Source organism: Roseovarius mucosus DSM 17069, assembly GCF_000768555.3.
Lineage (GTDB): Bacteria > Pseudomonadota > Alphaproteobacteria > Rhodobacterales > Rhodobacteraceae > Roseovarius > Roseovarius mucosus.
In genome coordinates, this window is record NZ_KN293979.1 from 62,488 (window position 1) to 75,767 (window position 13,280).

At 60.8% G+C, this 13,280-nt stretch carries 13 protein-coding genes; 1 reads left to right on the plus strand and 12 read right to left on the minus strand.

Annotated features, from left to right (window positions below):
* The first annotated feature begins 115 nt into the window (after positions 1-115).
* A complete protein-coding gene (locus ROSMUC_RS09305; protein ID WP_342748350.1) occupies positions 116-1,195 on the plus strand; it encodes an AraC family transcriptional regulator in 1,080 nt (359 codons plus the stop codon).
* A gap of 146 nt (positions 1,196-1,341) precedes the next feature.
* Here ROSMUC_RS09305 and ROSMUC_RS09310 read toward each other — a convergent pair whose 3' ends face one another.
* The 12 genes from ROSMUC_RS09310 to ROSMUC_RS09365 all read right to left on the minus strand — a co-directional run bounded on the left by ROSMUC_RS09310 (position 1,342) and on the right by ROSMUC_RS09365 (position 13,116).
* Positions 1,342-1,899 (minus strand): YceI family protein, encoded by a 558-nt coding sequence (locus tag ROSMUC_RS09310; RefSeq protein WP_037272204.1) that lies wholly within the window; start codon positions 1,897-1,899, stop codon positions 1,342-1,344.
* Positions 1,900-1,933: 34 nt separating this feature from the next.
* A complete protein-coding gene (locus ROSMUC_RS09315; protein WP_037272207.1) occupies positions 1,934-2,536 on the minus strand; it encodes an ImuA family protein in 603 nt (200 codons plus the stop codon).
* A 118-nt stretch (positions 2,537-2,654) separates the two neighbouring features.
* Positions 2,655-3,965 carry a P-loop NTPase family protein gene (locus tag ROSMUC_RS09320; protein WP_037272950.1) on the minus strand — a complete coding sequence of 437 codons (1,311 nt, stop codon included), beginning with the start codon at positions 3,963-3,965 and terminating at the stop codon, positions 2,655-2,657.
* A gap of 157 nt (positions 3,966-4,122) precedes the next feature.
* Positions 4,123-4,623, minus strand: coding sequence for an A24 family peptidase (locus ROSMUC_RS09325; protein ID WP_037272210.1), 501 nt, complete (start codon positions 4,621-4,623; stop codon positions 4,123-4,125).
* A 9-nt stretch (positions 4,624-4,632) separates the two neighbouring features.
* Positions 4,633-5,490, minus strand: a complete 858-nt coding sequence (locus tag ROSMUC_RS09330) for a tetratricopeptide repeat protein (protein ID WP_037272211.1) — start codon at positions 5,488-5,490, stop codon at positions 4,633-4,635.
* A 29-nt stretch (positions 5,491-5,519) separates the two neighbouring features.
* Complete coding sequence (locus tag ROSMUC_RS09335) at positions 5,520-6,071, minus strand: tetratricopeptide repeat protein (RefSeq protein ID WP_037272213.1); 552 nt, start codon at positions 6,069-6,071, stop codon at positions 5,520-5,522.
* Positions 6,072-6,080: 9 nt separating this feature from the next.
* Positions 6,081-7,067: a type II secretion system F family protein gene (locus ROSMUC_RS09340; protein ID WP_037272215.1), complete on the minus strand. Its 987-nt coding sequence runs from the start codon at positions 7,065-7,067 to the stop codon at positions 6,081-6,083.
* Between the two features lie 10 nt (positions 7,068-7,077).
* Positions 7,078-8,046: a type II secretion system F family protein gene (locus ROSMUC_RS09345; protein ID WP_037272218.1), complete on the minus strand. Its 969-nt coding sequence runs from the start codon at positions 8,044-8,046 to the stop codon at positions 7,078-7,080.
* A 5-nt stretch (positions 8,047-8,051) separates the two neighbouring features.
* A complete protein-coding gene (locus ROSMUC_RS09350; RefSeq protein WP_037272221.1) occupies positions 8,052-9,497 on the minus strand; it encodes a TadA family conjugal transfer-associated ATPase in 1,446 nt (481 codons plus the stop codon).
* Between the two features lie 16 nt (positions 9,498-9,513).
* On the minus strand, positions 9,514-10,764 hold the full coding sequence (locus ROSMUC_RS09355; RefSeq protein ID WP_052115318.1) for a CpaE/TadZ family protein: 1,251 nt from the start codon (positions 10,762-10,764) through the stop codon (positions 9,514-9,516).
* A 254-nt stretch (positions 10,765-11,018) separates the two neighbouring features.
* Positions 11,019-11,681: an OmpA family protein gene (locus ROSMUC_RS09360; RefSeq protein ID WP_037272224.1), complete on the minus strand. Its 663-nt coding sequence runs from the start codon at positions 11,679-11,681 to the stop codon at positions 11,019-11,021.
* Between the two features lie 16 nt (positions 11,682-11,697).
* Complete coding sequence (locus tag ROSMUC_RS09365) at positions 11,698-13,116, minus strand: type II and III secretion system protein family protein (RefSeq protein ID WP_037272227.1); 1,419 nt, start codon at positions 13,114-13,116, stop codon at positions 11,698-11,700.
* Between the last annotated feature and the right edge of the window lie 164 nt (positions 13,117-13,280).

The window sequence follows — 13,280 nt, forward strand, 5'->3', positions numbered from 1 at the left end:
GGACACCCTTTCCCAATGGGACAGGTGTTCGATACAGAACATCAAATCTTGCACGGGCGGCAGATAGGACATTCGAGGCTCTCCACGGTAACTATTGCTTCCTGTCATTTAGCTGGTGAATAACTTGCCAATAAGCTCATTTTATGCCAAAATCATATCAGATCACGCCATCAGAGCCCCCATGACCAGTCATGATCCTATCTCTCTGACGACCGTTTCGGCGGGGTTCATCCAGGACTGGCTCGACGCGCTGAAATCTCGATGCACACCGCAGGCGATGGCCTCTCTGCTGGAGCGCTCGGGTCTGCAAACCATCCCCATGGTGCCCACGCAGCGCGTGACGCTCAAGGAAATCGCCACCCTTTACCAGCTGGCCGCGCCGGAGACCGGTGATGAAATGATGGGGCTCTGGAGCCGCCCGATCCGCCCTCGCGCTTTGCAGCATCTTTTGACCGTGCAGCGTGAGGCGAGCAGCCTGGTCTCAGCGCTGTTTCGGTTCTCGACGTTCTGGAACCTGCTCCTGGATGATTTTCGCCTGGAATTGCGGAACAGCTATGAGGAGGTGGAGCTGTCATTGATCGCTTGCTACCCGGACACCGAGCCTCAGCGATTTGGTCACATGCTGATCCTCAAATTGGCGCATGGGCTTCTGTCTTGGCTGGGCGGGTCGGAAACCTCGGTGAAAGAGATACGCTTTGCCTTTGCCCGTCCGCATTTCGCGGCCGACTACGCGGTGGTTTTTCCCTGCCCGGTCGCGTTCGACGCACAGCATACCAGCATCCTATTCGATCCGCGCCACTTTGACCGTCCGATCACCCGCAGCCCGGCCGAAGCATCCGTGTTCCTACAACGGGCGCCGCTTGACTGGATTTTCACCAGCTCGCGCGCCCACACGAATAGCCTTCGCGTCCGCGCCTTTCTTTACGGAGCGACATGGCAGAGCTGCCAACTCCCGGATGCGGCCCACGCCCTGAAGATGACGCCCCGAACGTTGAACCGCCGCCTGAAGGAGGAAGGAACATCCTTTCAGGACATAAAGGACGCTCTGCGCCGCGACATCGCTATCCGCGCGCTTCAGCAAGGGACGGACAGTATCGAACAGATCGCCTTTGACACCGGCTTTTCCGCACCGTCGAACTTCCACCGGGCCTTTCACAAGTGGACCAACCGGACGCCCGGATCTTACCGATTATAACTTCGGGTTCGAACATTGACATCTCTTCACGGGTGATCTGATCCAGCACTTTTGCCACTGCGTCTACATGGCTGGCGCAGCGAAGCTCGCTTGGTTCGGCAAAGCGGCTCTTGGGGCTTTGTGCCGCGAGCGACCGCGTTCTGCCCCTACCTCTCCACCTGTGCCACGATCCTCAACCCGATCTCGGGGCCGACGAGGGTGGCATAGCCGCTTGCGCCGAAGCTGTGGCGGTTGAGGGTGCCGGTGAGGAGGATTGTGAGGTGGGAGAGGTCCTTGGGGTCGGTTTCGGCTTGGCGGTAGAGGCCGGCGGTGAGGGTGACGGGGTGGGTCACGCCGCGCACGGTCAAGAGGCCGGTGATCCGGGACTCTTGCAGGGTGCCGGTGATCGCGGTCGAGCGGAAGGTGATGGCGGGATGGCGGGCGGCGTCGAGCAATTCGCTGCCCTTCATCGCCTCTGCGGCGAAGGGAAACCCGGCGCGGACTCCGGTCGCGTTGAGGGTCACATCAATCCGGCTGGCGCTGAGGTTGCCCAGATCAATCCGCATATCCGCCGCTGTGATCGGCATGGTGCCGCGATTGTCGCCGATGGGGAAGTCATAGGTGAAGCCCACGGTGGAGCGGGCCGTGTCGAGGCGGTAAGCCTCTGGTGCGGCGGTGGCCTGCGTGGTGATCAGGCAGAAGGCGAGGGCGATGCGGTGGATCATGAGAAAGAATACGCGCGCTGTGGGCAAACGGATGTCACGTTTGCTTGAGCGCCCATGCGCCGGGTTGGCCGGTAAGATGCCATTCGGCGGGGGGAGCTGTGCGGGCGCGGCGGCGGGTGAGGTGCCAGCGGTCGATCTGTGGGTCATGCGCCGGGGCCATGTGCCAGCGGGTTTCCACGCCGGGTGCGCCACCATCGCCCGGTGTGAGGATCAGGCCCAAGGGGCGGTGAGGACCGCGCGCCGCGCCTTCTTCGGCGGCGAGATGCAGGCGGCGGACCGGGGTGAGGGCGGGCGGTTCTGGCAGGTCGGCGATGATGAGCGGGGCGGCCCCGCTGCGCAGGGCCTCTTCCATGCACCACAAGAGATCCTCGCGCCGCTCAGGTGTGATGAAGATGAGGGATTCCGGGCCATTCTCGGCCCCGGTGAGGGGGCAGATGCCATCGGGGTTGAGGCGGTCGCGCGCCCAAGCGGGGGCGATCCAGAGCACGGGACCGCGCAGGGCCCCGATGAGGAGCAGCGCAAAACTGTGGCGGGCGGGGCCGGTGCATTCATGCAGGCGGGTGAGGGCCAAGTCGAGCGCGCCCAGCAGGCGCAGGGCAGGGCGGTGGCTGTCGCGGCTGAGAAGCGGAATCGTCATAGGGGAAGAATAGCGTGTTCGCTAAATGTTCTCAATCGGGCTGTGCGCGGCCATAATCATAATACAGCCCAGCATCTGTCTCGCGCGCGGCATCAACCTTTCTTGCAGGCAAAGCCGCCTAGTGCAGGATCTCTTCCTCGCGCACGAACATATTGGCCCATGCACGTTCGATGAGTTCGGGGGTCATCTGATAGGGGATGCCCTCGAAGTTGCAGATCGAGATCATCTGGTCGATCAGAAAGACCGGCTGATAATTGGCATAGACATTGTCGATCGTGGGGTATTTTTCCTTGATCAGGTAGATCAGCGCGGCCTCGTCGAGCGGCATGCCCTTCTTGCGGGCGACCATGGCGAAGATCTTGAGGAAGTCAGATTGGCAGGGGCCGTCGATCTTGATCTTGTAGAAAATCCGGCGCAGCGCGGCCTTGTCGAAGATCGAATTGGGGTGAAAGTTGGTCGAGAAAATCACCAGCGTGTCGAACGGCACCTCGAATTTCTCACCCGATTGCAGGGCGAGAATATCCTTGGCCTCTTCCAGGGGCACGATCCAGCGGTTGACGAGGGCCTGCGGCGGTTCGGCCTGACGGCCAAGGTCGTCGACGATAAAGATGCCGCCGGTGGATTTGAGTTGCAGCGGCGCCTGATAGGTGCGCGCGGTGGGGTTATAGACGAGATCGAGCATCGACAGGCTAAGTTCGCCGCCGGTGATCACGGTTGGGCGTTCGCAGCGGACATAGCGCGTATCAAAGGTGCGTTTGCGGCGCAGGGAATTGGGATCGTCAATCTCGACCTCGGCCTTGGAATGGACGATGGGATCGTAGACGGTGATGACCTGACCGGAATATTCGATGGCGCGGGGCACGTAGATCTTGTCGCCCATGGCATCGCGAATGCCATTGGAGATCGAGGATTTGCCGTTGCCGGGCGGGCCATACATCAGGATCGAACGGCCAGCGCTGACTGCGGGACCGAGGTGATCGAGCAGGGCATTGGGCAGGATCAGGTGACCCATCGCATTGGTCAATTGCTCGCGCGTGACCTGAATGTTGCGGATCGACTGACGCTTGACCTGTTCGCGGTAAACCGAGAGGGGCACGGGCATGGCCCCGAAATATTCCGATTGGCTGAGCGCGTCGAGGGCGCGGGATTTGCCGGCATCGGTCAGTTGATAGCCCATTTCGCCGCCGGAATTGGCGTTGAGCGTGCCGGTGGCCTCGATCAGTTTCTGGCTACGGGCCATGTCGATCAGTTCTTGCGTGACGGCGCGCGGCAGGCAGATCGCCTCAGCGATGTCGGTGGCAAGGTCGAGGTTTTTGCGGAACATGGTCTTGAGCAGGATGTCCCGCATCATCACGACCGGCAATTGCATTTCCTCCAGCCGGGACGGGGGCGGGGGCGGCTGAACGCCGGTGCTGGCCTGCATGTTCATCTGGTCTGCCTGTGCTGGGTCGGATTGCATTACCGACACCGTCGCATCAAAAGGTGCAGAAATTGTGGAGAGTGTCGGGCAGCTCTGCGGCGCTTTGCATGGCGGACTGGGCGAAATCTCGAACCGAACACGTCACGCCGCTTTTTCTGAAATCGTTTCAGGCCCCGTAGAGCGCGCCCAAGCTCAGATAGATCGCGAGCGTGCCGCCCAAGGCCAGACCCATGGGGAATTTCTTGCCGGTGTGCCAGCTTTGCCAGTCGGGGGCGAGGCGGCGCAGCGGGCTATACATGATCGCCCGATGGGTCACGAATGCCCCAAGCAGGGTGGCGGCGAAGATGAAGGCGAGAGTGGCGGCATCGCCAAGCGCCACAAAGGGGGCGGCGGCGGCGATGAACTTGGCATCCCCCGCGCCCATCAGCCGGACGGCGTTCATCGCGATGCCCGCCACCAGCATCACTGCCAGGTGCGAGAGCCGCCAAGCGTAATCCACGAGCGGCAAAGTCAAAAGCCCGACCACGAGAAAAATCCCCACAAGCGTCAGGACGGCGGTGTTGGGGATCTTCATGCGGCGCAGATCGCTGAGCGCAACCCAGACGCAGACCGGCAGGACGAACGGCAGGAACCAGAGGGCCGAATGCGCGGTAATCTCAAGCGACATCTGGCGGTCCTAGCCCGATACTTTGGTTTCGAGAGCGCGCAGCGAGCGCACGGCATCTTCGAAATGCTGGGGATGGGTTTCGACGGCATCGCGCAAGAGCCCTTCGCCAATCGCGGTATCGCCCTGTTTGATGGCCGAGAGGCCGAGGGTATACAGCAACTGCGCGCGTTCGGTCTGGCTGACCGGCAGGACGGGCAGGGAATAGTTGCGCTGCGCGCCACGGGCGAGAACAAGGTTGTTCTTGGCGGTGAAGAGCGCCGGATCCTGGCGGACGGCATCGGTAAAGAGCCGCTCTGCGCCGGGATAATCGCCACGCGTCAGTTTGGAATAGCCCCAGTTGTTCATCACGCTGGCAGGCTGGGTCGTAAGGCCAACGGCAATCTCATAAAAGCTGTCGGCCTTTTTCCAGTCCTGCTTGCTGTCGGCGACCATGGCTTCGAGCCGGTAGCGTTTGAAGGTTTCATGGGTGGGGGGGATGCTGTCGAGGGTCGTCTTGGCGCGGTCCCATTCGTTGTTGCGGATCAGGGCATCGGCCAGATCGACGCGATCTTCGTCGGTGGCATCCTTGTGTTCAGTGATGCGCGTCCAGATCGACACGGCCTCGGTGTTGCGTTTGGCGCGCACGAGAGATTTTCCCAAGCCGCGCAAGAGGTCGATACGTTCAGGCTTTTCGCCCACGGCGCGCTGGAAATAGGCGACCGCCTCGTTCGGGTCGCTGGCGGTCAGCATCACGTCGTTGAGGTTGGTTTCGTCCACGACATTGATGTCTTGGAACGCGCGGTCTACGTCATTTCCGCTGGACTGCTCACAGGCGGACAAGGCAAATGCCCCTGCCACGCACAAGGAAACAAGAATAGGGTGGCGCATTTTTGCGTCCTTTTACTGCCTCGGCCTCGTCATGGTATCTTGCGGACCAGATAGTCGCCACTGCCCCGCCGCACCAGTTTGTAATCTTGCTCTTCTACATCACCATAATCAGAATTTTCCGATTTTGCGAGTGCTAAGCGCAAATTGTCGCGAATTGCGTCACTTTCGCCATTGTCCAGCGCATAGGCGCGGCGCAGCATCTGTTCGGCCTCTGGGTAATTTCCCTTTTCGACCAGCACGACCCCGAGGTTGTTCCAGGTTTCGGGGGTAGCGTCGGGTTGTTCGATGGCCTCACGCAGGAGACGTTCGGCGGTGCCAAGACGCCCCAGAGCAAGATTGGCGCTGCCCAATCCCGCCAGCACATCGGCGGTCATGCCGTGAGTGACAGCGGCACGGGTATAGGCCTTGTGTGCCAGTTCATATTCGCCCGCATCCATGAGGCGATGCCCGACCAGAAGGCCATCGACGGCCTCAGCGCCAGGGGCCACGCCGGGGGCATAGGGCCCCTTGGGCGTGGCGGGGGCAAGGCAGCCTGCAAGCGTCAGTGTGCCTACCAGAAAAACCGCCACCCGCCTTAACATGTCGCCCCGTTATTTCTGGGACATCGCCAAGAGCTCCATGATGCCCAGAACGGATGGCCCGACCAGAATGATCAGCAATGGTGGCACTGTAAGCATCATTGTGGCCAATGTCATCTTGGTCGGCAGCTTGTTGGCTTTTTCCTCGGCGCGCATGACCCGTTTGTCACGCATCTCGCCTGCATAGACGCGCAGAGCCTCGCCGATGGAGGTGCCGAAAGTCTGCGATTGCACCAGAACGGTGACAAAGCTGGAAATATCCTGCACGCCGCAGCGCTCGGCCATTTCGCCCAGAACCGAGGGCTTGTCGCGCCCGGCCTTGATCTGGAGGGCTACGATCTCGAATTCCTCGGCAAGAGCCGGGTAGGAGGCGCGCATTTCGCTGGCGACGCGGATGATGGATTGGTCCATCGATTGACCAGCCTCAATGCAGACGAGCATCATGTCGAGACTGTCAGGAAAGCCGTCCTGAATTTCCTCTTGGCGTTTCTGCTGGCGTTTCGTGACCCAGTACTTCGGCATCATATAGCCAATGCCCGCGGGCCCAAGGATATAGAGCAGGGTTTCCTGAGTGCTGGTTTCCGTGCCTGCTTTGAACAGAACGTAGTAGATCACCCCAAGGATCAGCAAGCCGACTGCGAGCGCGAATTGCGCAAAGTGGAAATAGCGCACAGCGTCGCGATGCCGGTAGCCAGCCTGCATCAGCTTGAGCCGGACCTGGCTGAGTTGCTTGGCGTCTTGCGGTTCGAGGAAGGTGGCGTAGCGGTCGAGTTTCTTGTTCTGCTTGCCCGCGCGCAGGTTGGTTTTGCCACCGCCAGACGCGGCGGATTGGCGTTGATTGGCCTGCTTGAGTTTTTCGAGCGGGTCCTGCTTTTGCCGCAGCATCATCGGGATGGTGATGAGGATGAGCATGACGCCCAAGCCGCCCACTGCGATCAGAGGGCCGAAAGGCCCGAGCGCGCCAGTCAGGACATCGTTGAGAACCGAGAGAATTTGCATGATCCGTTCCTCAGACCTTGATGTTCACGAGGGCGCGCATGACGATCAGGTTCATCACCAGAAAGACACCGACGACCAGAACGGCGGGGATAAAGAAGGGGTGCTCCATCGCTTCGTCGTAATAGTCGGGCTTGATCAACTGAATGCCGATCAGCGCGAGAATGGGAAAGCCGGAGAGGAATTTGCCGGACCATTTTGCCTCGGCGGTGATGGCCTTGACCCGGCGGAAGAGGCGAAAGCGGGCGCGGATCACCTTGGCCAGACCGGCGAGAATTTCCGCGAGGTTGCCGCCCGATTGCTGCTGGATGGTCACGGCCACGGCGAGAAAGCGCAAATCCTGCATGTCGAGCCGTTCGGCCATTTCCTTGAGCGCCTCGCCCATGTCGCGGCCATAGGCGGCCTCGTCCGCGATGATGCCGAATTCGGTGGCGAGCGGATCGCCGACCTCTGTCGCGACAATGCCGATGGCCGAGGAAAACGGATGGCCGACCCGGAGGGATCGAACCATGAGTTCGATGGCGTCGGGCAATTGTTCCTCGAGTAGCGCCATGCGCTTGGCCGCCTTCATGCTGATCCAGGTAAAGATGCCGCCCACGCCGATCCCGACAGAGGCAATCGCGCGCACCGGGGCGGCGGTATCGGTGCCGACCGAGAGGCCGATAAAGGCCAGAACGCTGAGACCGCCCATCAGCATGATCAACTGCCGGGGGGTAAAGGCGATGGCGGCCTTTTGCGCCTTGTCCGAAAGGATGGAATAGAGCGGCAGTTTACGCGCCTTGAGGTGCTGCTGCATTTCCTTGCGCAGCTTTTCCATCACCTCTTCGCGGTTGCCCGATTTGTCGAGCATTTCGAGCCGCCGGTTGACCCGGTTATTGAGGCTGATCGAGCGCCCGAACACGGTGAGATAAATCCCCTCGACCAGAACGAGCACGCCGACGAAGATCAACGCATAAATGATAGGTTCGGCACTGAGGGTCATCTGCGTTACTCCGCTGCGATGGGTTCGTAGATATGGGCGGGCAGATCATAGCCCCAGAGACGGAAGCGTTCGGAATAGTGCGAGCGGACCCCGGTGGCGGTGAAATGGCCGATGATCTTGTTGTCGGGGGTCAGGCCCACGCGCTGAAAGCGGAAGATCTCCTGCATCGAGATGACATCGCCTTCCATGCCGGTGATCTCGGTGATCGAGGTCATGCGGCGCGAGCCGTCCTGAAGGCGGCTGGCCTGCACGATGAGATTGACAGCGCTGGAGATCTGGCTGCGCACGGCCTTGAGCGGCATTTCAATGCCGGCCATGGCGACCATGTTCTCGAGGCGCGAGATGCCATCGCGCGGGTTGTTGGCGTGGATCGTGGTCATCGAGCCGTCATGGCCGGTGTTCATGGCCTGAAGCATGTCGATCACCTCTTCACCCCGCGTTTCGCCGACGATGATGCGGTCGGGGCGCATCCGCAGCGCGTTCTTGAGACAGTCGCGGGGAGACACCTCGCCCTTGCCTTCGACGTTGGGCGGGCGGCTTTCCATCCGGCCCACGTGGATCTGTTGTAGTTGCAATTCGGCAGTGTCCTCGATGGTGAGGATCCGCTCTGCATTGTCGATGAAGGAGGAAAGTGCGTTGAGCGTGGTGGTTTTGCCCGAGCCGGTGCCCCCCGAGACGATGACGTTGAGGCGGGTGGCGACGGCGGCCTGAAGATAGGCGGCCATTTCCTCGGAAAAGGCCCCGAATTTCACCAGATCGTCGATGCCCAGCTTGTCCTTCTTGAATTTCCGGATGGAAACCAGGCTGCCATCCACCGCGACGGGGGGCACCATGGCATTGAAGCGCGAGCCATCGGCAAGGCGGGCGTCGACATAGGGGTTGGATTCGTCCACGCGCCGACCCACCGCCGACACGATCTTGTCGATGATACGCAGGAGATGCTTTTCATCCTTGAAGGTGACGTCGCTGAGTTCGAGCTTGCCCGCGCGTTCGATAAAGATCTGGTGCGGGCCATTGACGAGAATATCGTTGACCGTGTCATCCTTGAGAAGGGTTTCAAGCGGACCGAGGCCCTTGACCTCGTCATAGAGTTCCTGGGTGAGTTGCGTGCGGTCCTCGCGGTTGAGGACGATGCCTTTTTCTTCGAGAATCTCGCCGGCAATAGAGCTGATTTCGGCCCGCAGGTCGGATTCGGTGGCCGTATCGAGCGCGGCCAGATTGAGGTGATCGAGCATTGCGCGGTGCAATTCGATCTTGATCTCGCTGATCCGTTCTTTGCGCTTGCGTTCTTTGTCCATGCCCACAGGCACTGCCGCAACCTGTTGCGCGGGTTTGCGGAAGGAGGGGAGGGCGGCGGCCTCGACCGGGGCGGTCCGAGGGAGAGGCATGGGCGCTGCGGAGGCTTTTGGAGCGGTCCGGTCGTTGGCGGATTTCTTGTAACGAGAGAACATCTGGTCCTACCTCTGGTTAGGCGGCTTCGGCGTCGCTCTTGCCAAGAGCATGCAAGGAGCTGGCCAATTTGGCGATTTCGCGGCGCAGCGGATTCTTGGCGGAACTGGAGGCCAGCGGCAGGCCATGATCCGAGCTCTGGCAGACCGCCCGCCCGCCATCCGGCAAGAGAAGTTCGATGCGGATTTCCAAGCTCTCGGCCATGCGTTTAACGCGGCTCTTGCCGTTCAGGTCGGTGAATTTCGGCGACCGGTTAAGGCAATAGCGTAGTTTGTCCACTGGCAGATCTTCGGACTGCATGGCCCGTTTGAGCCGCAGCGCATTCTGGGCCGAGCGCATGTCAAGATCGAGCGTGGCAAAGTATATCTGGGAGGCGTGCAGCACCGCTTCGGTCCATTGGACCAACGAGCCGGGCATGTCGATCACGACGTAGTCGAAATGTTTGCGCGCAAGGCCGAGCAACTTGTTCACATCCTCGGAAGAAATCATGTCGAGTGGGAGCACATCGGCGGGGGCGGTCAGCACCCAGAGTTTGTCCTCGAAGGCAACAAGGGCCTGGCGGAATATGTCATCATCGAGCACCTCGGTATCGGACCACATCTCGAACACGACATCGCGGCGCGGCAAGTCGAGATAGGTCGCGACCGAGCCGAATTGCAGTCCGAAATCCAGCAGGCAGACGCGCGGCGGGCTGGCCTTGTCAACATTGGCCAGCTCCCACGCGAGGTTGACTGCGAGGGTGGTGGCTCCGGTGCCACCCGCGAGGCTTTGCACAGCAAGAATCACCCCGTCCCCAGCCGTCGGATTGGCAAGGGCAGGATGGGTATTTGCAGCAGCCGGGGCGGCATGCGCGGGCGGGGGCGCATGGCGCAGGCGGTCGATTGCGGCCTGAAGCTCGCCCTCGGGCAGGGGGTAGGGGACGAATTCATCGGCACCCTGACGCAGCAATTGGTGCAGGGCGGCTGGGCTGACATCCTCGGCGATGAGAATAACCTTGATGCCTTTCTTGTTGGCCAGTGAGATGATTTCGCCCAGCATGACAAGATCGTCTTCGTCGGCTTCGTCGATGGCAACTGCCACGAATTCCAAGGAGTTGGCCTCGGGCTGGTTGAAAAAGGCCAGCGCTTCGGCGAAGCCCAGATCGCCCCAGGATTCGCCCAGGGCGGCTTCCATGTCCTCGATCAGCAGGTCAAAGTTCTGCACGTCGCGACTGATGGTACAGGCGACGATCGGGATGGGATCAGGCTGTTTCGCTACACTACTCGTCATTCTCTCGGTCCTGTTCTTGCCGTCGTTCCGGCGGTATTCGCCAATACGCGGGCTGGACATGGAAATCTGGCCATCCAACCCGGCACCGCATGCGACGGAAACCTTTGGCTCTGGTGCAAGATGCGCGGGAATATTGGCGACATTTGGGCCAAAAGATCGTAATTGTGCGGTCTTGAGAGACAAAAACCCGCCCAAGTGGGGGCGGGTTCGAGGTGGTCCGGACAGAGCCGAACAGGGAGAAACGGTTCTTGGCGTTATCCGCCAGAGTCGTCCGCGCCGGCGGAGGATTCGACCATCAACAGGGTCGATCGTGGCGCAGCGCTGTTGATGTATTCGCGGTAGACGACCTCGGCGTATTTGCCATCCATGATGATCGGATGGGACTGCACGAAGCCCGACACTTCGGTCACGGTGCGCCGGTTGCGGCGCTCGCGGCCTTGGGTCACGATCAGCGGTTGGGTTTCGCCGAAGGAGGCAACCGCCTCAAGCCGCGAGCGGCTTATGCCCTGGCTGGTGAGGAAGGCGACCACGGCCTGAGCGCGGCGCATGCCGAGGGTCTTGTTATAGCTGTCGGAGCCAACCGCATCGGTATGGCCATAGACGCGAAAGCGCACTTCGGGGAATTGACGTATCCATCGGGCCTGTTCGCGCAGGGTGTCGCGTGCACCTGCATCCAGCTCGGCCGAGTTGAAGGCGAAGTTGACGGTGCTCATCACCTCGCTGGCAAAGCGATTGGCGAGGTCGAAGGTATAGCTGCGCTCGCCGGTCATCACGAGGTGGTTGTTCATCACCGCCTCGCCGAAATGGCCGTTGTCCACATGCGCGCCGACCTCACCGAAATAGGAGCGGTAGACGGCGTCCTGCGAGGTGCAGGCGGTGGCGGCGATCAGGCCGACGATTGCGAAAGCGTGTTTCATGGCCCGTTTCCCCCGCTCAATCCATCACATAGCCATAGGAGCCGGTGAAATCCTGCTTGGCCACCTCGCCCACGGCCCCCTTGTCACTGACGCCTCTTGCAACACGGCCATTAAGGAAAAGATCCTTTTCCGAGGGCAGTTTGACACGATCCGTGGGCAGGGCCAGCGCCTCGCCACGGGAGGGGGACACGAGATGTGCCGAGATGATAATCACCAGTTCGGTTTGCGAACGCTGGTAATCGGCGCTTCGGAAGAGGGCACCCAGAACCGGTACATCGCCCAGCCATGGCACCTGACCGGCATTGTCGCGGAAATCATCCTGAAGCAGGCCGGCGATGGCGAAACTCTCTCCATCGCGTAGGGCCACGGTGGTTGAGGTGTCGCGGCGGCGGAAGGCGGGGATTGAAAACCCGTTTGAAACCAAGGCATTGGCCGTGTCGATGGAAGAAACGGCCGCGGCCATTTCAAGGTTGATGATGCCATCGTCGACGACGCGCGGCACGAAGTTCAGTTCGACCCCGAAAGGTTTGAATTCGATGGAGGTGGTATTGTTGTCCTGCGCCACGGGCACGGGAAATTCGCCACCTGCGAGGAACTTGGCCTCTTGGCCTGAAAGTGCGGTCAGGTTCGGCTCTGCCAGGGTGCGCACGACGCCCTTGGTTTCGAGCGCTTCGAGCAGGATGCCCACCTCGACCGAGCCCACGTCAAAGCCGAAGGCGAAGGCCGCGTTGTTTTCATTTGCGCCAGGAATGGCCCCGGCCAATGTGCCCAAAACGCCGCCTTGGGTATTGGTGGTGTTGGTGCCGCCGATAATGCCCACTTTGTTGGCCCCGCGCGCGTCAATAGAGAGCGAGGACGAGAGCGCCTTGGACACGCTGCGCTGCATTTCGGCGAAGCGGACCTTGAGCATGACCTGCTGCTTGCCAGAGACCGACATCAGGTTTGACACGCGTTCGGGCGCATAGCGCTCGGCCAGATCAAGGGCGCGCTGCATGCGCGAGGTGCTGGACACGGTGCCGGAAATGACGATCCCGTCGTTGGCGCTGCGCACTTCGATGGGTTCGCCCGGCAGAATCTGCTTCAGCCGTTCCTTGAACTCTTCGATATCGGTGCTGACATGCACGTCGATATTCGTGATGAGTTGGCCCACGCCGTCAAAGAGGCTGAGCGTGGTGCGCCCCGGTGTCTTGCCCAGCACATAGATCGTGCGATCCGACAGGGTGGAGAAATCGGCGATCGCCGGGTTGGCGATGCTGAGTTCCGCGAAGGGCTGGTCGCTCTCGACTACCACGGCGCGGTTCATGGCAACGCTGAGGGCGCTCGAGGTGCCATTGCGCACCACGCGGATGTTTTCCGCCTGTGCAGGTTGCGGCGCATGCCCCGCAACAAGCGCAACCCCCAATAGGGCCGCGCAAATATGTCTACGCAATTTCATGTGACCTGCCTTTCCGATCACGCCTCATTTTTCGGGTCTTAGCGCCCGCATTTCGGTTACTCTGGGGCAGTTCGGGATTTTTTTCAAGAATCAATGCATTTTTGCTCATTTTTCTTGAGAGTGTGACCAAATTCCAAAATATGCAAAAGGCACCCGTGACCGGG

Excerpts from the sequence above, each read along its gene's own strand:
- ROSMUC_RS09325 (WP_037272210.1), bottom strand. The coding sequence starts at position 4,623 with ATGTCGCTTGAGATTACCGCGCATTCGGCCCTCTGGTTCCTGCCGTTC.
- ROSMUC_RS09315 (WP_037272207.1), bottom strand. The coding sequence starts at position 2,536 with ATGACGATTCCGCTTCTCAGCCGCGACAGCCACCGCCCTGCCCTGCGC.
- ROSMUC_RS09330 (WP_037272211.1), bottom strand. The coding sequence starts at position 5,490 with ATGCGCCACCCTATTCTTGTTTCCTTGTGCGTGGCAGGGGCATTTGCC.
- ROSMUC_RS09335 (WP_037272213.1), bottom strand. The coding sequence starts at position 6,071 with ATGTTAAGGCGGGTGGCGGTTTTTCTGGTAGGCACACTGACGCTTGCA.
- ROSMUC_RS09365 (WP_037272227.1), bottom strand. The coding sequence starts at position 13,116 with ATGAAATTGCGTAGACATATTTGCGCGGCCCTATTGGGGGTTGCGCTT.
- ROSMUC_RS09355 (WP_052115318.1), bottom strand. The coding sequence starts at position 10,764 with ATGACGAGTAGTGTAGCGAAACAGCCTGATCCCATCCCGATCGTCGCC.
- ROSMUC_RS09310 (WP_037272204.1), bottom strand. The coding sequence starts at position 1,899 with ATGATCCACCGCATCGCCCTCGCCTTCTGCCTGATCACCACGCAGGCC.
- ROSMUC_RS09340 (WP_037272215.1), bottom strand. The coding sequence starts at position 7,067 with ATGCAAATTCTCTCGGTTCTCAACGATGTCCTGACTGGCGCGCTCGGG.
- ROSMUC_RS09360 (WP_037272224.1), bottom strand. The coding sequence starts at position 11,681 with ATGAAACACGCTTTCGCAATCGTCGGCCTGATCGCCGCCACCGCCTGC.
- ROSMUC_RS09350 (WP_037272221.1), bottom strand. The coding sequence starts at position 9,497 with ATGTTCTCTCGTTACAAGAAATCCGCCAACGACCGGACCGCTCCAAAA.
- ROSMUC_RS09320 (WP_037272950.1), bottom strand. The coding sequence starts at position 3,965 with ATGAACATGCAGGCCAGCACCGGCGTTCAGCCGCCCCCGCCCCCGTCC.
- ROSMUC_RS09345 (WP_037272218.1), bottom strand. The coding sequence starts at position 8,046 with ATGACCCTCAGTGCCGAACCTATCATTTATGCGTTGATCTTCGTCGGC.